The organism is Anabaena cylindrica UHCC 0172, assembly GCF_034931625.1.
In the GTDB taxonomy this organism is placed as follows: Bacteria; Cyanobacteriota; Cyanobacteriia; order Cyanobacteriales; family Nostocaceae; genus Anabaena; species Anabaena cylindrica_A.
This window is the reverse complement of the sequence record NZ_JAYGGY010000008.1, coordinates 38,847-62,292: the sequence shown is the minus strand read 5'-3', so window position 1 is coordinate 62,292 and position 23,446 is coordinate 38,847. Positions and strand designations below refer to the sequence as shown.

Sequence of the window (23,446 nt, the reverse complement as noted above, 5' to 3'; positions counted from 1 at the left end):
AACTGACATTATCGCACGCTTACAGGTTGAATTAAATGAATAAATATAATAAAAATTTAGCTACTCTTTTACAGATTTTACAGAAATTTGAGGATAGTAACCATAACTTGCAATTAACGAGAAATATTTTGCAAGAAAATCTACAAATTTTAGATGATGATTTTCTACCTCAAGAATTTTATAATTGGGTTATGAATAAATTATCTAGATCAACACCCATAGAATCACGAGTTATAGCCGTAACTCTTAACTCTTTTAGTATTCTAATTCAGCATTTTCCGTTAGGTAATATATCTAATAATATTGAAATTGCTATTACAGGTTATAAAATTGCTGCTTTTATTTCAAAACAACAGTATTTCTTAAAAGAATGGGCTAGTTTACAGAATAATTTAGGTGTTGCATATATTGATAGAATTAAAGGAATGAAATCAGATAATTTAGAGATAGCAATTGTAGCTTTCAGGGATGCTCTAACAGTTAGAAACAAAGAAGAATATCCAGAACAATGGGCGCAAATTCAAGCAAATTTAGGGTCGGTTTATTTAAACAGGATTGAAGGTAATCTGTCAGAAAATTTGGAACAAGCTATTCATTTTTATACAAATTCTTTGGAAGTTTATACTTTAAAAGATTTCCCACAAAATTGGGCAGATGCTCAATCTAATTTAGGAGCTACATATATTTATAGAATTAAAGGAGACAGACAAGATAATATAGATAAATCAATTTTACATTGCACATCTGCTTTGAAAGTTCATGCACGTGATATTGGTCTATCAGATTGGGCAGATGTTCAAATTAATTTGGGATTAGCTTATAGTGAAAGTCGTTTATATCAAGAAGCAATTGCATCATATAAAGCTGCTTTAGAAGTTTATACCTATCATAAATTTCCTGAGAGATGGGCTAGATTACATAATAATCTTGGACTTGCTTATCTAACATTAACAGATGGTAATATATCTGATAATATCCAACAATCAATAATCAAACTAAAATTAGCACTTAAAATATATAAATATGAAGATTTTCCCGAACAATGGGCTAATGTTCAACATAATTTAGCTAATTCATATTTAATTAGGGATATAAATAATTTATCAAAAAATCAGGAATCAGCTATTAATGCTTGTACACTTGCCTTAAAAGTTTACACTCACACAGATTTTCCTAAAAATTGGGCTGATTTACAATATCTGCTAGGAATTGCATATAATTATCAAGGGGAAATTGAGAAATCAATTACTTATTTACAAGCATCACTTAAAGATTTTAACCCTATTATTATACCTAGATTTTCCTTAAAATCTGGAAAAAATTTAGGTAAAATAGCTTTTAATAATAAAATGTGGCAGCAAGCTATTTTCGGGTATGCTACGGCTATTGAAGCCTTAGAAACTAGCCGTAGTTGGATAAAATCAGAATCACGTCGTCAAGAGATTTTAGAAGACTCAATAGATATTTACCAAAACATTATACAAGCATACATCAATACTCAACAAATAGATAAAGCCTTTGAATATTGTGAACGCTCTCGTTCCAAACTTCTAGTAGACTTAATGGCAAGTTCTCACTTATCCCAAAGTGAAAATATACCGCCAACAGTCCAAGAATTATTACAAAAATACGAAGAATTACAACAACAAATTGATATAGAACGCCAAAATGATAAATCAGAAAATAACCGCAGTGAAACCCGTGCTATTTGGAAAGCAGACAATAATGAAAAAATCGCATCATTAGAAACTGCAAAACAAGAAATTTGGGAACAACTTAGAAAAGAAGATCCCATTTTAGCGGGTGAAATTCAAGTTAAACCTCTGAGTTTGTCAGAAATTCAGCAATTAATTGATCATCCTAAAACTGCTATTCTCAGTTTCTACACCACCAACTCTGACACTCATATTTTTATTATTACCCAAAATTCAATTTATCTCCATACCTGTATAGGTGAAGGTTTAGAAAGATTACAAAACTGGATTTCACAAAATTGGTTATCAAACTATATCCATCATCCTGAAAAATGGGAAAATGACATGGAACATTTTCTCTATGAACTTGCTGAGAGATTACAATTATCAAAAATAATCTATCAATATCTTCAAGACATAGAAGAATTAATTATAGAACCTCATTTGTTATTACATCAAATACCTTTTGCTGCTTTACCTACAGGAGAATATCAAGAATATTTGGTAGATAGATTTTTAATTCGTTATACTCCCAGTTGTCAAATTTTAGATTTTTGTCATCAAAACAAAAATAAGAAACGCCTAAATTTAGATATTCAAGATTTACAATATGGTATAGTGGCAGACACCGTAGATAATGACCCTCTACCTTTTTCCAGATGGGAAGATGAACAAATTGCTAAAATGTTTAATATTCCAGCAGATAAAAGATTAATAGGTAGTAGTCAAGCTACAGTTCAAAATTACCGAAAATTAGCTGAACAGGTGCAAATTCTTCACAGTTGTCACCATGCTGAATCTTGTTTATATAATCCTTTAGAATCTCAGTTAAAATTAGGTGATGGTAGTATTACTTTAGGTCAATTAATGTCTCCTGGTTGGCGTTTACCTGATCTTATAGATGTGTTTCTTTCTTGTTGTGAAACCAATTTAGATAAACCAGACATAACTGATAATTTACTCACACTTTCTACAGGTTTTTTATGTGCTGGTACGATAAGTGTAATTAGTTCCTTATGGCAGGTTGATGATTTAGCAACTGCGTTATTGTCTATCTTTTACTATCAACAAAGACAAGAATATAAAAATCGTCCAGAAGCACTAAAAGAAGCACAAATTAAATTACGAGAATTAAAAAAAGCAGATTTAGAAGAAATATGCAAAGAATTAAGAAAAGCAGACTTAGAAGAAATATCCCAAGCAGCAGAAAACCAGCGTCAACAAGCTAGAAATCAGAAAAAACAATATCCACAAGATTCAAAAGAATATTTAGAGTGCGATTTCCAACATAAAAAATCCCTAAAAATACTAAATACAATTAATCACATCCAAAAATCAACAGCAGAATTTCCCTTTGCACATCCCCGCTATTGGTCGGCTTTTATTGCTCAGGGATTACAATAATATCAAGTTAAAAATTGACAAACTTTTGTTATCAACTCCGCTTGATCAATCATTTCCTCTAATGGAAATTGATTATAGTGATATAATAGAATAACTAAAACTGCGAGGTGAATTTATGGTAACTCTAGCACCTACTCACAGCGACACTCACACCAATAGCGTTATCCTCCATAATATTTCTTGGAATACTTTTGAACGAATTTTATTAGAAACAGGAGATGATCGCCATAATAGGTTTACTTATAATCAGGGAATCTTAGAAATTATGACTCCATTAATGCCCCATGAACATAATAACCGTTTGTTACAAAATCTAATTATTGTTTTAGTTGAAGAGTTAAATCTCAATGTCAAAAGCACTGGTTCATTAACTTGCAAAAGAGAAGATTTAGCTAGAGGTGTAGAACCTGATTCTAGTTTCTATATTCAAAATGAACCAATCATGAGAAATAAAACCAGTTTAGATTTAACTCAAGATCCTCCACCTGATTTAGTGATAGAAGTTGATTATGCTAGTTCTTCTATTGATAAATTACCGATTTATTTAGCTTTAGGTGTTCCTGAAGTTTGGCGTTATGATGAACCTGTCATGCAAATTTATAGTTTATCTGAGGATAAATATATTCCTGGCAATGGTTCACCAACCTTTGCAAATTTACCTTTAAATACAGAAGTTCCTCAGTTTTTAGCTTCTAGTTTACAAGTGGGTGAGGTGTCAATGATTAAGAATTTTCGGAGTTGGTTAAAAACACAAACTTCCTGATTAAATTAAGAAATAGAGGATATTTAACTACTTGCGATTAAACCACCTAATATTATTGCGACGGTTGATAAAAGTAACGTAAATCGGTATATTGGAAGACTCAAAGATGATAAAATTCATCAAGTGATTAGCACTATTATTGAAATTGAAATTATAGAAAAACCATCATCACCACCACGAGCATCAAAAGCTTGGGAAAGAAGCAAGAAACCAAAAAGCAGTAATTGAAATGTGTTTATACTGCCAACGGGTGAAATTGGGACTTATGTCATACTGAGCGTAACGTAGTGCAGCGAAGTATCTCGGAGATTCTTCACTCCGTTCAGAATGACACTTTTAACCCGTTTTTAGTATAGAAGAACTAGAATATGATTTAATAGTAGAAACACAATTTCTCAATTCAACAGAACTTTAAATCTTATGGATATTTCACCTAATCAATCATCAACACAATTTTTAACTCTGGAAGAGTCAGCAAATGTAGATGCGGCTTTGTTATCTTCTCCAGAAAAGTTTTTAACTCGATTGACAATTTCTTCTTTGCGAATCTTACAGCACATTGCGAAGGAATCTGAAGTTGCAATTGAAGATTTAACAACGTCACAAGTAATTGCTTGGTTTGAAAAAGATGCCAAAATTAGGAGAGAAGAAGGGATTGAGGAGGCGTTTTTGAAGTGGTAGTAAATAATTCATAATTTCGTAAACTGCCAGAATAAAATTCCTGAGTATACGGAGTTGGGAATTTTGGATTATTCCTGATTATGAAAAAAGCGTGAAAATTAAATGTGCGTTTTCTAGAAGCCTTGTGTAAAAGTTCTATGCAACATTTCCACATTCTTTTCTAGAAATGTCTATTATCAACGAATTTTTACAGCAGTCCCTGTGGCAGTAATTAGTAATAAAACTCCAGATTGATCTACATTGATTGTGCCTGTATCAATTTCAATGCCGATAACAGCATCTGCGCCTAAACGTTGCGCTCTTTGTTCTAGTTCTTCTAGTGCTTTGCGTTGTCCTTGTTCAAATAAACGTTCGTAGCTACCAGTGCGTCCACCGACGATATCACGAATACCAGCTAAAAAATCTCGTAGAAAATTGCTACCATAGACGATTTCTGCTGTCACAATACCCAAATAGGAATCAATTACAGCGCCTTGAATTACATCAGTAGTACTTAAAAGCATAGGTTTCCCTTATTAATAGCAATTAACTTGATATATTCTATTTTTGCATTTTTATGATGCCAATTGCAAGAATTGTCGGAACTTTTTGGATGTTCTCGCCATCTTAGTTTTGTGATGCTTCTACAATTCTAAATGTAACGTAGGCGGATGTGAATATTTTTTATGAGGATTAGATAAGAGACAACTATGCTGGAGACAGAGGAGAAGAGGGTTTAAACCGAGTTAATTTTTTCACATGGTTATGTTTCATTGTGCTGACTTACTTATCAATGATTGAATATTTTGTAAATGTGAATAAATACAGTTTTCAAATTTAAAGATTTTTGTTTTAATGTACAAACAAAAACTTAATTAAATTTTCAGGAAATTTACTGTGTACAAACAAACATCATTTTTAGTTACTGTTCTATTATTAGGAAGCTTCGTTACCAGCACTCCTTTGGTGGCTGAGGGTGCGGAAGTATTAGTAGCACAAGCTAGTAATGCCAGGTTAAAGGAACTGCTAGAGGAAGGCCGGAGACTAGTAGATGCGGGGGATTATAATCGAGCGATCGCAGTTTATCAGCAAGCTGCAACTATGGATAACAGAAATGCCAAAATTCATTCTGGGATTGGCTACTTATATGCTCAACAAGGAAATTTCCCATTAGCCTTAGCTGCTTACCGTCGTGCGATCGCCATCGACTCCAATAATAGTGATTTTTATTACGCTGTAGGTTATATCAAAGGTAACTTAGGAGACACCCCTGGAGCGAAGGAAGCCTATCGTCGTGCTATCCAGTTAAACCGGGGTAATCTTAATGCCTATCTAGGTTTAGGTGTCACCCAAACTGCGCTCAAAGACTATGAATCAGCTACATGGGCTTTTGAACAAGCCATTGAACTGAATAAAAACAATGCTCGCACCTATGAGTTAATGGGTTCGATGTTTCAACAACGACGACAAACCCAACAAGCCAGTAACGTATTAAGAAAAGCTCTGAGCTTATATCGCAGTAGCAATGACCCAGAAGGCATGAATCGGGTAGAATCCGTATTACGAGCAATTGGTGGATAACCCAATTGTGGCTTTGAGATTGGGAATGAAAAATATCAAGATCAAAAGCAACGGGTAATGAATTCTACTCATTACCCACTAGTACCGCAAGGCGGAAGTTAAAAGTCAAAACGAATACAGCATACGTTTTTCAGAAATTTGGAATGGTTGGTTTATTTACGCTGTGTTGTACTAGTTTAAACTTGCTCTTTATCCAGGAAATTGTTTGAGTAAATCATTGCCTGGAATAATTGTTGTATAGAAGACATAATTATTATTCGCTACATAACGGCGGTCTTTTTTCACAATCGCCATAAACTCTTTATGTCCGTCTATTCTTCGTCCCACTAGACAACCTGCACTGGCATTTTTGATATCATTGACAGGTGCATCATAGCCCCAGTGTTGATTGACATAAAAATTATTATTTGTGTCCAGTTTATCACCAGTCCGTTTAAAGTCTTTGTTGAAATCTCTACAAACAGTGATATTTCCAACTTGTCTCAATGCTTCATGGGGCTGTGCCGTGCCGTGCAGTCCTACAGCCCAAGCTTTGTATTGCCCAAACTGAATCCTAGCTGCTCCTTTGGGGTTCATGGGATTATAAGTATAGTACTTTCCTGGTTCAGTAGTGGCTTGCCAGTTGTTGACAATTTTGGGAACACCATCAACTACTTCAATGACAATCCGTTGGTCATTAAATTGATTGGGGACATCATTATTAAGAGTCCAATCTCCATCGATTCCTTCTATATAAACGATGTTATATTCTTTAGGATTTGTGAATACTTCATATTGTTTTGCCTGCATATATTTAATAATTCTACTGGCAATATCGTTCCCAAGTTTTAGGGCTGGTTGGGGTATCTCCTCTCTTTTTGTCTCAATCAGTTCTTTGGCTGTGATTGCTCCTAAAAATTCAGCCTCTCCGATCTTCATTAACTCTTGAAATTTTTTGAGTGCTGCTGTAGAAACAGGGCCAAATTGTCCATCGGCTGGGTGTTCAAGTAAACCCAAATCAATTAACCGTAGTTGAATCTGACGTGGTAATTCTGTGTCAAGAGCGATCGCTTCAAAGCCCCATTTTTCATCCGTACCTAAAAAAGCTTGTAGTTTCATTTTGTACCTAATTGTAATTAAGCTAATTCTGTATTCTAATCATGTCCGAATATATACGCTGAACTAGAAAATAGCTGCAAATTTTTACTTATTTTAAAGATTTAAAAAATCCCCATAAATAATGCTGTTTCCTCATATTGATGGAAAACAGCAAAATCTGAAAATTGGCTTGTTGTCTAATCAAAAACTTGTTTCCCCAACTTTCACGGTCACTTTTAAGTGGAAATACTAGTAGAGATACTTGTCTTGTGGTGAGAATTATTCACAGCCACCCAGTTAATTTTACTAGCAATAGGCATTCGCCAACCAGTACCAAAAGCGCGGTCAGTGATTTTCAGTCCGGGAGGTGCTTGTCGCCGCTTAAATTCAGACCGTGCTACCATTTGCAACACTCGGTTGACAACTTCTGCATCATGACCTGCTGCAACTATCTGTTCTGCTGATTGGTGGTCGTGAATTAAACGGCTTAAAATATCATCTAGGATATCGTATGCGGGTAAAGAATCTTGGTCAACTTGACCCGGTTTCAGTTCCGCGCTGGGTGCTTTAGTGATGATATTTTCGGGAATAATTTCCGTCTGGGTATGAACATTTAACCACTGACACAGAGAATAGACGCGGGTTTTAGGCACATCTGCAATCACCGCTAAACCGCCATTCATATCGCCGTAAAGAGTGCAGTAACCAACAGCCATTTCCGACTTATTCCCAGTAGACAGAAGCAAATGACCGAACTTATTAGCGATCGCCATCAATAAATTACCACGAATCCGCGATTGAATATTCTCCTCAGCAATCCCAAACTCAGTCCCGGTAAATAAATCAGCTAAAGTATGATCAAAACCTTGCATCAATTCCCCAATGGCTAAAAGATGAGTTTTAATTCCCAAATTTTCACCTAAAGCCAAAGCATCACTAATAGAATGTGGGGAACTATAAGGAGAAGGCATTAACACACCAAGAACATTTTCCTTACCCAGTGCAGCAGTAGCAATTGCCGCTACCAAAGCCGAATCAATCCCACCACTTAAACCCAAAACCACTTGAGAAAAATGACATTTCTGAATATAATCTTTCACACCCAAAATCAAAGCGTGCCAAATTTCCTCATCTTCTGATTCATAGACAGATGCAACCGCACCAAACTGTAAATCGCGTTTTATTTCATCAAAATCAACAACTAATAAATCAGCTTCAAAACCCCTAGCGCGACAGACGATTTCACCTTGACGATTTAAAGCAAAACTACGTCCGTCAAAAATCAAATCATCATTACCACCAACTTGATTCGTATAAATTACTGGCTGTTGAAAATTAACTGCACTATGTTGCAGCATCGCTTCTCGTAACTTTTGCTTACCGACAGTATAAGGTGAAGCAGATAAATTCACAATTAAATCAACACCTAAAGACGATAAATCAGCAATAGGATTAACCGGATAACTACGTTTACCCCAAAATTCCTCATCATTCCATAAATCTTCGCAAATAGTTACGCCAATCTTGATATCATCTAAATTGAAATAACTAGGTTTTAACCCTGGTTCAAAATAACGATGTTCATCAAAAACATCATAAGTTGGTAAAAGTCGTTTATGAAAAAATTGCTGAACCTTACCTGCTTCCAATAAAGCAATACTATTAAATAAACTTTTTCCCCCAGTAATCTGCGCGTCAGTATTTTTAACAACAGTTCCTACCAACACAGCTAAATTAGCAGGTAAATCCTGAGCTAATTGTTGTAAAGTAATATCCATAGCTTCCACAAAACTAGGATTTAGTAATAAATCCCTGGGTGGATAACCACACAAAGAAAGTTCTGGTGTCAACAGCAAACGCACACCTGAAGACACTACATTTTCAGCAGCATCAAGAATTTGTTTAGCATTTCCAGACAAGTCACCAATGATTGGATTAAGTTGAGCAATCGCTATTTTCATATTGGTAATTGGAATATTATAAATAATGACTTTCTTCTTCTCTTCCTTCTTCTTTCTTTCTTCGCGTCCTTCGCGCCTTCGCGGTTCATTTAATCCATATTCAAATCAAATAAACACCAAAGGCTTATCTTTAAAAGGTGCAAAAGCCTGAGCATCAAACTTATACAAACTAGCCGGACGACCAGCACCCCTAGAAACCTTAATTCCCGTATCGCACAAAAAACCCAACTTCAGTAAACGCGCCCGAAAATTAGAATAATCCGAGAAATTTTCCCCCAAAACAGTAGTATACAACTGATATAAATCATTCAAAGTAAACGTATCTGGCAAAACATCAAAAGCCACCGGACTATATTCCAACTTATTTTTTAATCGTCTGTGTCCATAGGTAATAATTTCATTGTGATCAAATGCTAACTGGGGTATTTGTTTAACCGGATACCAAGCAATCCCAGCCACCTTATCAGCAATTAATTCTGCTTCCTCAAATCGAACTAAAGCAAAATAACTAACAGATAAATAACGCACACCATAGCTATCAATTTGTTCCCTGGGGTCACGATTTGGCCCCCCAAAAGTATAAAGTTGTTCCAGATAAAGATTATTGACTTTTATTTTTTCTGCCATAATCCGATAAGCTGCATCCTCTAAAGATTCTCCTTGACGTACCAAAGTACCAGGAAGACTCCAAGAATTTAAAAATGGTTCTTGCTGTCGCATTACTAACAGCACTAGTAGCCGATTTTGAGCAGTATCTACAGAAAAAATGACATTATCTACACCGACTTTGAAATCAGCCAAAGGTTGTTGATTGATCTGATTTGGACTCTTTTTATGGTTGCGTTCTGGCATTTAAACGTACAAATGCTGTTGATGAATATAAGCAACGACGTGGGGTGTGAGGGTGTCGGGATCTTTTTGTTCACGAAAAGCTGTGGAAGAGACATCTAAACCGGTTAGACTAGCGATCGCAATTTTACCTCCTAACTGTTCAACTCCCTCTAAGCTAGAATTATCTATGACATAACCAGGACGAGGAATTACAAGCAGTCTGACTTGCTGTAATAAATCTTCAATATGATACCACCGTGGTAACTGATGCAATAAATCTGAACCAATTATCAAAGTATATTCAGCATCATCACCCCAACGCGATTTTGCTTTTTCTACTGTTTCCAGAGTTCTCCAGCTACTCAATTCTTGTTCTAAAGTAATATTCTGCCTGGGTGCATCTATATCTGTAATTAACAATTGTAACATAGCTGCCCGGTGAGGTAAAGGCGTTTGCTGAGACTTAAAAGGATTATCCGCAGCCCAAACTGCTACCCAATCATAACTCTCAGATAACCACTTGAGAATTTTTTGATGTCCCGCAGTTGGAGGATCTGCACTAGTACCAAATAAAGCGATTTGCATAAAAAAGGAGTTCAGAAGTTCAGGAGTTCAGAAGAATGAGGAAGAAGGAGTATGATATCAGGAGTGAGAATTAAGAATAGATTGTGAATAGCCAATTAGCAATCTACTAACTTCTTCTAGCTGGGAGATTAGGTATGTACTATCTCCATAATTGAGGTCTCTAGTAAGAATGAAGTAGTAACGACATTCTTCTAAAGACCCTTCTGCTATATTAAAAAACCTTAATTTATCGGCATAAGTTTTCTTTTTAAACCCTTCAGCTATATTGGCTGGGACAGAAACAATAGCCCTCCTTAATTGAGATGTTAGTCCATACATTTCAGATTTAGGAAAATTGTTACTGAAGTAATAGGTTTCCAAGACTAACTGATGTGCCTTTTGCCAAACAATCAAATCTTGAAAACTTTTAGCTGGTTCTCTTGTCATTTTTAACTCCTCCAACACCTTTTAGTCTCTTCTGTCAGCTTTTGCAATTCTTTAGATATTTCCACTTTTACAGAAACTGGATTTTCTAAACGTCTTGTTTCCTCTGGTAAACTGGCAACTGAAATGGAAGTTCGTTGACGAATTGTGGCTAAATTTTCATGCGGTTGTAATTGCTGACCTTGTTTCATTACTAACTGTAATAAAGGTTGTGAAGAAACTAGATTTTCATTAAATAATCCTAGTTTATCTGCCTGTAACTTACCTCCTACCAATGAGCGATAAATTTGCTTTCTGCCTGGATAAGTAAACTTACCACTAGACTCTTTCATCACAGGAATACCATCAATATCGACGAGTTTATAAACTCCATTCACGGGTGAACCTGTGACTAATTTGGTTCCTAGTCCATAACCATCAATTTCTGCACCTGCTTTGATTAATCTAGCTATTTTCCATTCATCTAAATCACCACTAGCGAAAATTGATATATCTGGTAAGAGCGATCGCACTGTTTTTGATAAACTAACTAAATCCCCAGAATCTAACCTGACTCCACTTAAAGTCATTTCTCCAGAATTTACCCTTTCAGCTAATCTTTGCGCCGCAGCAACCGTATCATAGGTATCAATTAATAATGGCGCACCAGGAAAATATTGATGAAATGCAGTAAACGCCTGTTCTTCACTTCCTTCCAAAGCCGACAAAGCCATAACTAAAGCGTGTGCCATTGTCCCACTAGGTTTTTCCCCTAGTTGTAGTGCTGCTAACACATTAGAAGTGGCATCTAAACCACCAGCCAAAGCTGCCCGTGCTGCCCACAAAGAGGCTTGAGGACTAAAAGCTCTCCTTGCCCCAAATTCTAAAAGTGTTGCCTTCTCCCCCGCAATATCACGCAATCTTGCGGCTCTAGTTGCTATTAAAGTTTGGTAATTAAGGGTATTTAAAAGATAGGTTTCTACTAACTGCGCTTGCCATAAAGGTGCTTCTACTCTTAATAATGGCTCATTGGCAAATACTGCTGTTCCTTCTGGAACTGCCCAGACATCACCCGTAAAAGCGCCTTTAGTTAATAATGACCAAAAACGCTCAGGTGCATGGGCAAAAATTCCCGTTGCCTGTAAAGCAGAAATTTGTGCGGAATTAAAGCGGAATTTAGTCAAATATTCTAAAACTTGCGCCAAACCCATCGCTATTAAATAACCAAAACCTTCAGGTAAGCGTCTCACAAATAATTCAAAGCTGGCCTGTTTTTGTTCTATACCTTCACCTGTGTAACAAGCTGCCATTGTTAGCTGGTAAAGGTCAGTTAGCAAGCTGTAATCCTCTACACTGAGATTTAATTCTGGGTTTTGGTAGCTTTTCTGTCCATAATCCATATGTGGAAAGGTTGTCATTTGAGAGCTTCCCCAAGTGCTGCTTTTATTATGGTAAGTTCTACCATAATTAATGTCAAGTATCTAATGGATATAGAGTAAAAAATGCCCGAAATCCCTACTTTTACAAGGAGAGTAATCTATAACTGGCTATTAATTCACATTTATTAATGGTGATTGTAGCAACTATCAGATATTTTTGGAGGTATATTCCAATAGGTTATTACCATAGATATATCCCATTGACTTGTTTGCAGTTATAATTAGAATTAAGGGGATTATTTTGACTATTAGATAAGATAAAGTATTGCAAATATATCTAAAAAATCATTGCATAACTTGTCAATATATTGCAAGTATGAGCAATTAGATAATAACAGAACTAAAGTATAGTTATCGCAGTTTATAGCGAATAAAAAAGGAGTTTCAATATTATGGCTATCTCTAGAATACTTGCTAGTATGGCTCAGTTTATATCTGAAGCAGCAATGCGGATTTTTTCTCCTAATGATGATGCCTATCCTGTGATTGGTTTCCAAGCTTTTACAGGTGATCCTTTTAAAAAGGGGAGAGCAGAATCTTGGTAGGTATCGTTTTGTTATGCGATCGCTTTCAGAAAGATATGATTAAGGCATCACCGTAGTTGGGTAGCAATATAGACCTGCAACCTGAATACGGTCATGCCTATCTATTCCAAGTAATTTACAAACCCATTGAGTATAAAATTAACTGATCATGCAAATGATCGGGCAAAATATACTTCAGTATCGCTCCGATTTTGGCATCTTTACCAACAAGATAGCGTGTCTTTGGCTGCTTTGCAGTCAGCGCATGGACAACAGCCTGAGCGACAATATCCGCAGAAATTCCCCCAGATGCGAGCATCTGCATTTTTTTGCGGACAATATTCATGGACTGACCATAGAGATTTTGTGCCGATTGCGGTAGATTTTGCTGTGCTATTTCCGATTGACTTAGAGACTTTTCCCAAATTGGAGTAGCGATCGCACCAGGTTCAATAATGGAAACCGAGATTCCCCAAGGTCGTAATTCCATCCGCATCACATCAGTGAGTGCGACCAGGGCAAATTTTGAAGCATTGTAAGCTCCCAAGTACGGAGTCGGACTTCTACCAGCAATAGAACCTATATTGATAATTCGACCGCGACTTTGACGTAATAGACCGAGGAATGCTTGTGTTACTGCTAATTGACCGGTAACATTAACCAGCATTTGTTGTTGAAATTCTGCGATTGGTAATAATTCCAAAGGTCCAGGGACGGCAATTCCGGCATTATTCACTAAACCTAAAATACCCGCACCACCTACTGCATTTGTGACTGTATCAACCGCAGATGCGATTGACTCTGCATCAGTCACATCTAAAAAAAATGGCATGAGCTTTTGAGATCCTTTCTGTTTAAGTATTTGAGCATCCATCTCTTGACGCACGCCAGCAAAAACAGAGAAACCCAACTGGTCTAAAAGCAAAGCACAGGCTTGACCAATTCCTGTTGAAGCTCCTGTAACTACTACTGTATTTTGATTTTCTGCAACCATGATTTTTTTTGATGATGAGAAACGAACCACAGAGGCACAGAGGACACGGAGAAATGAGTGTTTGAGAGATTTTTCAGGTGGTTGAGTATTTTTTTATTTGGTGATCCCTTCGACGTTGCTGATCAGATGGCTTCCTACTAACTTATGCAGATGAAAGCTCGAAAAACCGGACGGAAAAACAACAGTATCTTTAACAAGATTTATAGTAAGAAGCCTTCCCTGTCATTCTCTTTGTTTGGAAAAAGTATTGATAATGTTCTAATAATTTTTACTTTTTGTTCTCTTAACCAAACTGGGTAAACCTACTAGATAGGATACTAACCAATTATTTTGATGTGATTTCTTAAAATCGCAAGGAAGATTTGAATTATGGCAATTACTGCGGGCAATATCGCCTTTGTTGGGTTTAACGCAGATGGTAATGACAATATTGCTTTTGTGGCATTAGTTGACATTAATCTTAACGAAGTAATTATTTTTGAGGATAATGAGTGGAACGGTACTGCTTGGAATGATACAAATGAAGGTGCATTTAGCTGGACATCTAACAGTTTAATTTCCGCAGGAACTATTATCCGTATTGATAATATTGGTTCAGGAGAGATTATCGCCAGCACAGGAACAATTACCCAACCTGTAGGAGAACGAGGCAATAATAGAGGACTGAGCGCCAGTGGTGAAGTGCTTTATGCTTATCAGGGAGATGCAAGTTCACCCACATTTATTACAGCGATCGCAGGGGGTGGTTTTAGTGAAAGCAATGGAACACTCACCAATACAGGCTTAACGGCTGGAGAAACCGCTCTCGATTTATCATCTTTAGTAACTAATGGCGCGGATGTTGCTGCTTTTAATAGCGATAGAACAGGTGCAGCTAATTTTACTGACTATTTACCGATTATCAATAATCCTAGCAATTGGATTGCTCAAGATGGTTCTGGCGATCAGAGTATTGATACTATTGCCCCAGATGTACCTTTTAGTGACACAGCCTTTACATTAGCAACTACTGCATCTATTCAAATCACAGAATATCTTTATTCTGGGGGTGATGGTGAATTTGTGGAGTTGACTAACATCAGTGAAAATCCAGTTGATTTGACAGGTTGGAGTTACTCAGATAGCGATCGCACTCCTGGTACATTTTCCCTCAGTGACTTTGGTACGGTACAACCGGGAGAATCAGTTATTTTCACCGAAACTGCTGATGTAACTGCATTCCGCACAGCTTGGGGTCTGGATTCCACAGTTAAAGTGATTGGAAATTCTGCGCCAGGACTAGGACGCGGTGATGAAATTAATATCTACGACAATAACAATCAACTCGTAGATCGGCTTACCTATAATGATCAAGTGATTGGAGGGGTGCGAACTCAAAATGTCAGCGGTTGGACAGCAGTAGAGAATCTAGGTATTAATGACGCGACAAAATGGCAGTTGTCTACTATTGCCGATCTTCAAGGTTCTGTTGTTTCCACTGCTAATGATATTGGTAATCCTGGAAGCTATGCAACTGAAGTTGTCCCGACTATCATCCTCACTCAAACTGAGGGTAATACATCTGTCACAGAAAACGGTGCAATTGATACCTATACCCTGGCACTAACTACCGTTCCCGCCGCCGCAGTTAATATCAATATTGTCGTCTCTGATGGACAGACTCTCCTGAGTGCAGACGGGATTAACTTCTCTGCTAATCTGGCTTTAAACCTGAGTGATACTACACCCCAGACAATTACCGTCCAAGCTGTAGATGATGGTATTTTTGAAACTAAACCTCATAGTGGTGCGATCGCTCATAGCATTTCCAGCACTGATCCTATTTACAACAGTCTAACAATTCCTAACCTCACAGTTAGCATCACCGATAACGACACCGCACCAAATTCACCCGCAATTAGAATTACAGAATATCAAGACGGTGGTAATGGCAGCGAATTTTTTGAAATTACCAACATTGGCGATAATGCCATTGATTTAAACGGTTGGAGTTATGACGATGATTCCCGCATTGCTGGTACAGTTTCCCTCAGTGCTTTTGGCATAGTTGGCGCTGGTGAGTCGGTAATTGTCACAGAAAATAACGCTGACAGTTTCCGCACAGATTGGGGTTTATCCTCATCAGTAAAAATAATTGGAGAACTCACAGTTAACTTAGGTCGTGAAGATGAAATCAATATTTTTGATAGCAGCAATCAACTCATTGATAGTTTCTCCTATGGAGATACCACCAAATTTCCCGGTACATCAAGAGCAAATGGTGTCAGTGCTTGGACAGCAGCCGCAAATTTGGGTAAAAATGATGCGACTCAATGGACACTTTCAACCCTGGGAGATGGTTTAAATTCCTTTAATTCTCTCAGTGGTGGACTTGGCAACCCTGGCAGTTATAGCAGTGCAGCCGTTCCCAGTCCTGCGGTTTTAATCAGCCAGTCTGATGGAAATACAGCAGTAACAGAAGGTGGTGCAACTGATACCTATACGGTTGTATTGAGAAGTCAACCAACGGCAGATGTAGAAATTGCCATTAATCCAGATTCCCAATTGACTGTCAATAGCAATACTTTGACTTTCACCTCTGCAAATTGGAATATTGCCCAAACTGTAACCGTAGCCGCCGTTGATGATGCCTTATCAGAAGGAGATCACACAGGGTCAATTTCCCATTCTGCCACCAGTGCAGATGCTGGTTATAACGGAATTACAGTTCCCACAATTGCCACAGTTAATATTAGTGATAACGATGCAGCGGTAGGGGCAGTTCCCACAATTACAGAAAACACAACTTCACCTTTAATTAATCTCCCCGCTACAGGTTCAGGATTTTTAAGTGGTGCAATTGATGATCCCACAGATCCAGCTAGGACATTGGGTGTTGATTTAGTAATTACTGATGCTGATACACCTGTGGAAAATCTCACAGTTACAGTTACTAGCAACAATCAATCAGTTGTCCCCAATGCCAATTTAAACCTGACAGGCAGTGGTGGCACACGCAACTTGAAAATTAATCCCACTGGAGTTGGATTTGCAGATATCACCATATCAGTCAGCGATGGTGAGAATGTTGTGGAATACATGATCAACTATGGGGCTTCTGCTGCTTCCGTTGTTCCTGATACCACCCGCTTCCACTATGGAACAAGTGACGCTTCCACAGCGATAGCCATTGATGCTGATTATATGTTGGTAGCTGATGATGAAGACCAAATCATTCGTCTTTACGATCGCAATCAGTCAGGATCACCAATTACCAGTTTTGATTTCTCCACTTTCCCTGGTTTAGATGGGGAAGTAGACCTGGAAGGTTCAGTACAAATTGGCAATACAATTTACTGGATTGGTTCTCACGGTAACAACTCTAGCAACAATGACGCTCCTAATCGAGAACGGATTTTTGCGACTACAGTTTCTGGAACAGGTATCAATACAACCCTGGACTTTGCCGGATCTTACAGATTTCTCGAAGATGATTTAATTGCTTGGGATAACAATAATGGTCATGGACTCGGTGCTGGTTTCCTTGGTTTAGCAGCCAGTGCAGCAGGAGGGGTTTCTGTCAGTTCTAGCAATGGCTTTAATATTGAAGGTTTAACCGCTAGTCCCGATGGTAACAGTTTGTATATTGCTTTCCGTACACCACTAGAACCCACCAGTAACCGCACTCAAGCCTTAATTGTACCCGTTACTAATTTCTCCTCAATTCTCGATAATGCAGGTGGGACAACAGGTTCAGCTACCTTTGGCGCACCCATTCAGCTAGATTTAGGCGATCGCGGTATTCGCAGTATCGAACGCAATAATACAGGGGAATATGTGATTATTGCCGGTTCAGTGGGAGCAGCAACTGATACCGCTCCTAATGATTTCCGTCTTTATACCTGGACTGGTAATGCTGGAGATGCACCAGTATTGAGAACAGCAGATTTAACTGCTTTAAACACCAATGGTAGTTTTGAGGGCATTGTTACCGTTCCAGATAATCTCACAGGTAATACCAAGATTCAATTGTTAGTAGATAATGGTGACACCTTCTGGTACAACAACAGCACAGCATCTAAAGACCTAGATCAAGACAATTTCCAGAAATTCCGTACTGAAGAAATTACCCTTGATGCTATCAAAATTCATACTATTCAAGGAGCAGGTCACACATCACCGTTAATTGGGCAAATTGTTACGGATGTCCCCGGTATTGTTACTGCTGTTGACTCCAATGGTTTTTATCTCCAAGATCCCAACCCTGATGACAATATCGCCACATCCGAAGCCATTTTTGTCTTTACCGGTAGCGCCCCTACAGTGAGCGTTGGTGACTCTATCATTATTACAGGTACAGTCAGTGAATTTACCCCCGGTGGAGCTAGTACAGGCAACCTTTCCACTACCCAAATAGGTGGCAATCCCACAATCACCATCCTCTCCAGTGGTAATGCTTTACCCAGTGCGGTGATTCTTGGTGCGGGCGGTCGAGTGCCTCCATCCCAGGTCATTGACGACGATGGACTCACATCTTTTGACCCCACTACTGACGGGATTGATTTCTGGGAATCTGTGGAAGGAATGAGAGTCACAGCTACAGATTTAGTTGCTGTTAGTCCTACCAACAGTTTTGGGGAAATCTACACTGTTGTTGATAATGGCACGGGAGCAACTGGTCTGAGTCAGCGCGGCACAATCAATATTGCACCTAATGACTTTAACCCCGAACGCATCCAGATTGACGCAGATAATGGTGTGTTTGATTTTGCCTTCCCCAATGTCAATGTCGGCGATAGGTTGGGTGATGTCACTGGTGTAGTCGGTTATAACTTTGGCAACTTTGAGGTAATTCCCACGGAAGATTTTGTCAGTAATATTCAATTTGCTAATTTGCAACCTGAAGTTACTACTTTGAATCAGGATAGTGATACTTTAGCGATCGCAACTTACAATGTTCTTAACCTTGATCCTAATGATGGTGATGGTGATCAAGATATTGCTGATGGTCGTTTTCATGCGATCGCTAATCAAATTGTCAATAATCTCAAAAGTCCTGATATCATCGGTTTACAAGAGATTCAAGACAATAGTGGCAGTACCAATGATGGAGTTTTCAGTGCCAGCCTCACCTTACAAACTCTAATTGATGCCATAGTTGCCGCAGGTGGTCCCACTTACCAATTCATTGATAACACCTTCATTAGCAATAACAACAGTGGTGGACAGCCCGGTGCAAACATCCGTACAGCCTTCCTATACAATGACAGCCGCGTTGATTTGGTAGATGGTTCTGTTAAAACTGTTCCCTCTTCTGCCTTTCCTGCTTTCACTGACACCCGCTTACCACTAATAGCCAACTTCGCTTTCAATGGTGAAGAGATCACAGTAGTTAACAATCACTTCTCATCTAAAGGTGGTAGCAGTCCATTATTTGGTCAAAATCAACCTTCCGTTGGCGGTGAATCTGTTGGTAATGGACAGGAAGATATTACTATCAATGGATCTTTAGACCAGCGTCGCGCTCAAGCTCAAGCAGTAAATGATTTTGTAGATGGGATTTTGGCAACTAATCCTAATTCTAAAGTTGTTGTGGTTGGTGACTTGAACGAATTTGAGTTTATTTCCCCCTTGAGTATTCTGGCAGGTGGTAATAGTCCTGTTCTTACCAACCTCACCAATACCTTGCCAGAAAATGAGCGATATACCTACAACTTTGATGGTAACTCTCAATCCTTGGATCATATTTTAGTCAGCAATAACTTGAGCAATTCTGCCCAAATTGACATTGTTCATATCAATAGCGAGTTTGTAGATAATGCTGAACGGGCAAGTGACCACGACCCAATTTTAGTAACCCTGACAATAACCGATAGTACCCCTAGTACCCCTAACGTAACTTCCTTTGGTACACCTGGTAATGATGATATCTTCCCGGTTCAAGGTAGCAGCTTTGATGGGATACAAGATATTCTATTTACCGGAGCAGGAAATGACACTGTAGATATGCAAACTGTAGCTGCTTCTGTAAATGCCGGAAATAACCGCATTTATCTCGGCAGTGGTGAGGATATTATCGATCTCAATCGCAATGATCGCGCTTTCGGTAGCAGTGGCAATGATAAATTTGATGCTACTGATGCTCAAGGTGGAAATCGGATGTCCGGTGGTGCTGGCGATGATATCTTCTATTTGGGAAGCAATGACCGCGCTTTAGGTGGTGATGGTAATGATCAGTTCTTTGTGCAAGCAGGTGGTGGTAACTTGCTTTCTGGTGGTGCTGGTAATGATCAATTTTTAATTGTGAATGTTGAACTACCACAAGCTGCTAATACCATTGTTGACTTCCAAATTGGTGCTGATGTGATTGGTATTAATGGTGCTGTTAACTTAGGTATTACTACCTCAACACTCCAGTTAAATCAAGTAGGTGCTGATACTCAGATTAACTTTAACAATCAAACTCTCGCAGTTCTGACTGGCATTCAAGCTGTGAGTTTGGATGTGACCAACTCTAACCAGTTCGTATTGGTGTAATATTTGATTCTTGTATCCCTTCCGGGAGACAGAGCTATCAAGATACGTAGGGTGCGTTACGCTATCACTCTCAGGGTAGCCCGCACCCTAAACTTGATTAATGGTAATGGTGCGTCAATACTTGTCGGTTAAGCTAAAAACATTAAATTAGGTAGGTTGGGTTGACGCTAGGAAACCCAACATTTACGGACTTTTGTTGGGTTGCGCTGTCGCTACAAAAACTCTTAACTGAACAGTATTGAATGGTGTATCACCTTCCTATCCCTGTTTAAAAGGAAATTGTTAAAATCTAATTCAGAAAGTGCCTGATATCTTAGATGGATGGTACAAAATATGGTACAAGAGATAAACTTGTAAAATTAAGCACTTTGATATTCTCAAATTATGAAAGCATCTGCTAAGTTCGACTTTGAAGACGAAAAATTTAACGCCCCTCCTTCCCAAGTCCTTCCTTGGGGGTTGATGATCAATCCTCGCTATGGTACTGATGGTTTACAAAGCTATGGTTTAGCAATTGGCCAGGATAATGCCCAAGCTGTTGGTTTTAAACCAGATGAAAATTGGCAACAGGTGGAACATGAATTTAGTTCGGGAATGGAAACTGTTTTTATTAGCACTACTCCCAGATTAGTAATTGTCCGTCGGGGTCCATTATCTGTTAAAGATAGAGAAACTGGGATGAAATTGGGTACTTTTAAAGATAATTATGATGCTTTTTTAGCTGATAAAGTTAAATTTAAAACTTTTACTCGCCATCTGATTTTTTTAATAGGTGAAGATAAAAAGTTTTTACATGAATCACCTCTGCAATTAACTCTTAGTGGTTCAGCAGGAGCAAGTTTTGGTAAAAATTATTCTGAATATCAACAAGGTAGACCTATCGGTGGTTTTGTCGCGGAATTAGAAAAGGCTTATGCTGCCTTCCAAAAGAAACCTGTAACCCCAAAGGGTCCTTTATTCCATGCTCATGGAATTTTCTGCCCAATTATTGAATGTGAAGAAAGAGGAATTGAGCCAAATACGGCTTTGGTGGCTTCAACTGTGGATTACAAACATCCCACGGTTTCAACTTTAACTGATTATATGATTGCCTCAGATTCTCCTGAGTCGGCAATTATTTGTAAGGCTTTTGAAGAACACAAGGATTTTGGGAAGGAAGTTATTAAACCAGAAGTTTCTAAGGTGGAAATGGCTGGTGTTACCAATTCTTATGTGTATGCAGATGATGATGAATTTGGTTATCCACCATATTAGGGACTGTTAAGAGGAAAGGGAGCAGGGTGCAGGGAGAATAATATTTATCTTTTTTCTGACTCCTGACTCCTGACTCCTGCCTCCTATTATTTAAGTAGTAAATAATACAGTGAACCGTTGCCGCCTGTAATGCCGGCGCGATCGCCTGCTAGTTTACCAGTTCCCATAAAATAATCTACTCTTCCTGGCCCTTTAATCGCACTGCCTGTATCTTGATCTAAGACAAAACGACTAACTCTCCGAGGTTCCAATTTTCCTCTACCGGTAGGATAAGGAAATGAGTTGTTAATTAGTGCTAGTGCGCCAGGAGGCATGAGAGACTTATCTGTGGCAATGGAACGTTCTGCTGTTACAGGGACATTCAGACTACCTGTTGCTGCATCACCGTTAGTTTCCTGAAAGAACACAAATCTTTCCCAGCGTGGTAGATAATTATTCATCTCCCTGGGATTTTGACGGAAATAACTCAGTAACTTGGGCATTGTTAAGCCGCTAAGTGGCAATTTACCATCTTTCGCTAGTTCTCCTCCGATGCTAGTCCAAGGATAATCTGTTCCTCCAGCAAAGCCTACAGAGGTTCTTTTGCCGTTTGTTAATTTAATTTGGGCAGAACCTTGGATATGGATCATGTATGCATCCATGCGATCGCGGAACCAAAGCATTTCTAACCCACGTAACTTGCTCTTATTTCCTTGTAAACCATCTTTACCTTCCAAATCAACTCGTTTTGGATGAGGTTTAGCCCATTCTTTAAAGTTTGCTGGTGCTTTATACAAGGGATATTTATATGTTGAAGTTCTCACGCGGCTGGCGGTATACTCCGGCTCATAATAAGCTGTGAACTTAACAGTACCCTTGCCATCGTTGCCCACAGACTGATAAAAAACAAACTCCCGACTCACAGCGGCTTGTAGTTCGGCCGCTGACTTGGAACTAACAACAAGTTGCCGGAAGCGTAACAAACTCCGACGGACACGATCTAGGGTAATCTCTTTAATTGGATAATTTTGATAAATAGCGATCGCTTTACTCGTTCCCAAGTAACGCAAACTATGATCAATGGAAGTTAACAGTGCTTGTCTATCTCCTTGTTGACCCCAAAGTTGCTCATCCCAACCCAAGCAATTTTGGGTGTTACAAGCATTTTCCACATTTACAGGTTGGAGTGGTGGTAAGACTTCTGGAGTAGTCGGTATTGGTATCGGCAGTGTAGTTGGAACTTGAGCAACAACTGACCAAAGTGGATTTACAAGAGCAATTCCCAGACTCAAAGACAGCAAAGCAAAGGTTTTTCTCATCATCTTTCAATACTAGAGCTAAAAATCGGTTCTACCCGAATACCAACAATCCGGGATGGACGTACCACCATATATTCGCCTTGAATATTTTTAATCGGTACGCTAATAAAATCATTAGAAGCTGACTTTGGCACAAGCTCCCCACTATACCACTTCTGAAACTCTTGAATCGTAGGAAAACGCACTTCTTCCCGATGTCCGCTATCCAAAAGAAGGAAAACGGCATATTCGTTTGGAGTTCTAGGCATAAATTCACATCATTTTAAATACATCCAACCTATTGTTAACTACCTCAGTCCTAATGAAAAGGGTAAGCACACGGGAAAAGTATCAGATGTATCAAAATCAGCAAAGTTCTGAACTTTTACTTTCGCCTCACGACGCTTGCTTCCCCAGAAATGGTTCCCAAAAAGTTGGAGATTGGGCGGAAGAGGCAGAAGAGGCAGGGGGCGGGGTGCAGGGA

16 protein-coding genes and 1 pseudogene are annotated in these 23,446 nt (G+C 38.5%); 7 read left to right on the top strand and 10 right to left on the bottom strand.

Features of this window, described 5'->3' with window-relative positions:
- The first annotated feature begins 35 nt into the window (after positions 1 to 35).
- The 3 genes from VB713_RS04020 to VB713_RS04010 all read left to right on the top strand — a co-directional run bounded on the left by VB713_RS04020 (position 36) and on the right by VB713_RS04010 (position 4,542).
- On the top strand, positions 36 to 3,098 hold the full coding sequence (locus VB713_RS04020; RefSeq protein WP_323310291.1) for a CHAT domain-containing protein: 3,063 nt from the start codon (positions 36 to 38) through the stop codon (positions 3,096 to 3,098).
- Positions 3,099 to 3,213: 115 nt separating this feature from the next.
- Entirely contained in the window at positions 3,214 to 3,861 is a 648-nt protein-coding gene (locus VB713_RS04015; protein WP_323310290.1) for a Uma2 family endonuclease, read from the top strand.
- A gap of 420 nt (positions 3,862 to 4,281) precedes the next feature.
- The gene (locus VB713_RS04010; protein ID WP_323310289.1) at positions 4,282 to 4,542 is read left to right on the top strand and encodes a hypothetical protein; all 261 of its coding nucleotides are present in this window, start codon (positions 4,282 to 4,284) and stop codon (positions 4,540 to 4,542) included.
- Between the two features lie 176 nt (positions 4,543 to 4,718).
- Here VB713_RS04010 and VB713_RS04005 read toward each other — a convergent pair whose 3' ends face one another.
- A complete protein-coding gene (locus VB713_RS04005; protein ID WP_015213825.1) occupies positions 4,719 to 5,045 on the bottom strand; it encodes a YbjQ family protein in 327 nt (108 codons plus the stop codon).
- A gap of 373 nt (positions 5,046 to 5,418) precedes the next feature.
- Here VB713_RS04005 and VB713_RS04000 point away from each other — a divergent pair, with 373 nt between their 5' ends.
- The gene (locus tag VB713_RS04000) at positions 5,419 to 6,102 is read left to right on the top strand and encodes a tetratricopeptide repeat protein (RefSeq protein ID WP_323310288.1); all 684 of its coding nucleotides are present in this window, start codon (positions 5,419 to 5,421) and stop codon (positions 6,100 to 6,102) included.
- Between the two features lie 189 nt (positions 6,103 to 6,291).
- Here VB713_RS04000 and VB713_RS03995 read toward each other — a convergent pair whose 3' ends face one another.
- The 6 genes and pseudogenes from VB713_RS03995 to VB713_RS03970 form a co-directional block, all read right to left on the bottom strand.
- Positions 6,292 to 7,200 carry a peptidoglycan-binding domain-containing protein gene (locus VB713_RS03995; RefSeq protein ID WP_323310287.1) on the bottom strand — a complete coding sequence of 303 codons (909 nt, stop codon included), beginning with the start codon at positions 7,198 to 7,200 and terminating at the stop codon, positions 6,292 to 6,294.
- Positions 7,201 to 7,415: 215 nt separating this feature from the next.
- The gene (locus VB713_RS03990; RefSeq protein ID WP_323310286.1) at positions 7,416 to 9,140 is read right to left on the bottom strand and encodes an NAD+ synthase; all 1,725 of its coding nucleotides are present in this window, start codon (positions 9,138 to 9,140) and stop codon (positions 7,416 to 7,418) included.
- Positions 9,141 to 9,245: 105 nt separating this feature from the next.
- A complete protein-coding gene (locus tag VB713_RS03985; protein WP_323310285.1) occupies positions 9,246 to 9,992 on the bottom strand; it encodes an NUDIX hydrolase in 747 nt (248 codons plus the stop codon).
- Positions 9,917 to 10,556, bottom strand: a pseudogene (locus VB713_RS03980) (nicotinate-nucleotide adenylyltransferase). Before VB713_RS03980 ends, VB713_RS03985 begins: the two are co-directional and overlap by 76 nt.
- Positions 10,557 to 10,613: 57 nt before the next feature.
- The gene (locus VB713_RS03975; RefSeq protein WP_323310284.1) at positions 10,614 to 10,982 is read right to left on the bottom strand and encodes a four helix bundle protein; all 369 of its coding nucleotides are present in this window, start codon (positions 10,980 to 10,982) and stop codon (positions 10,614 to 10,616) included.
- Between the two features lie 2 nt (positions 10,983 to 10,984).
- Positions 10,985 to 12,376 (bottom strand): nicotinate phosphoribosyltransferase, encoded by a 1,392-nt coding sequence (locus VB713_RS03970; protein ID WP_323310283.1) that lies wholly within the window; start codon positions 12,374 to 12,376, stop codon positions 10,985 to 10,987.
- A 413-nt stretch (positions 12,377 to 12,789) separates the two neighbouring features.
- Between VB713_RS03970 and VB713_RS03965 the strand changes: the two genes are divergently transcribed.
- Positions 12,790 to 12,942 (top strand): nicotinate phosphoribosyltransferase, encoded by a 153-nt coding sequence (locus tag VB713_RS03965; RefSeq protein WP_323310282.1) that lies wholly within the window; start codon positions 12,790 to 12,792, stop codon positions 12,940 to 12,942.
- 115 nt (positions 12,943 to 13,057) lie between these two features.
- On the opposite strand, the gene VB713_RS03960 is transcribed toward VB713_RS03965, so the two are convergent.
- Entirely contained in the window at positions 13,058 to 13,915 is an 858-nt protein-coding gene (locus VB713_RS03960; protein ID WP_323310281.1) for an SDR family NAD(P)-dependent oxidoreductase, read from the bottom strand.
- A gap of 369 nt (positions 13,916 to 14,284) precedes the next feature.
- Between VB713_RS03960 and VB713_RS03955 the strand changes: the two genes are divergently transcribed.
- Together VB713_RS03955 and VB713_RS03950 are read left to right on the top strand one after the other, a co-directional pair.
- A complete protein-coding gene (locus tag VB713_RS03955; RefSeq protein ID WP_323310280.1) occupies positions 14,285 to 20,431 on the top strand; it encodes a lamin tail domain-containing protein in 6,147 nt (2,048 codons plus the stop codon).
- 384 nt (positions 20,432 to 20,815) lie between these two features.
- Positions 20,816 to 21,685: a DUF5895 domain-containing protein gene (locus VB713_RS03950; RefSeq protein ID WP_323310279.1), complete on the top strand. Its 870-nt coding sequence runs from the start codon at positions 20,816 to 20,818 to the stop codon at positions 21,683 to 21,685.
- A gap of 86 nt (positions 21,686 to 21,771) precedes the next feature.
- On the opposite strand, the gene VB713_RS03945 is transcribed toward VB713_RS03950, so the two are convergent.
- Positions 21,772 to 22,983: a murein transglycosylase A gene (locus VB713_RS03945; RefSeq protein ID WP_323310315.1), complete on the bottom strand. Its 1,212-nt coding sequence runs from the start codon at positions 22,981 to 22,983 to the stop codon at positions 21,772 to 21,774.
- Positions 22,983 to 23,231: a hypothetical protein gene (locus VB713_RS03940; RefSeq protein WP_015214059.1), complete on the bottom strand. Its 249-nt coding sequence runs from the start codon at positions 23,229 to 23,231 to the stop codon at positions 22,983 to 22,985. The genes VB713_RS03945 and VB713_RS03940 overlap by 1 nt, the downstream gene beginning before the upstream one ends.
- Between the last annotated feature and the right edge of the window lie 215 nt (positions 23,232 to 23,446).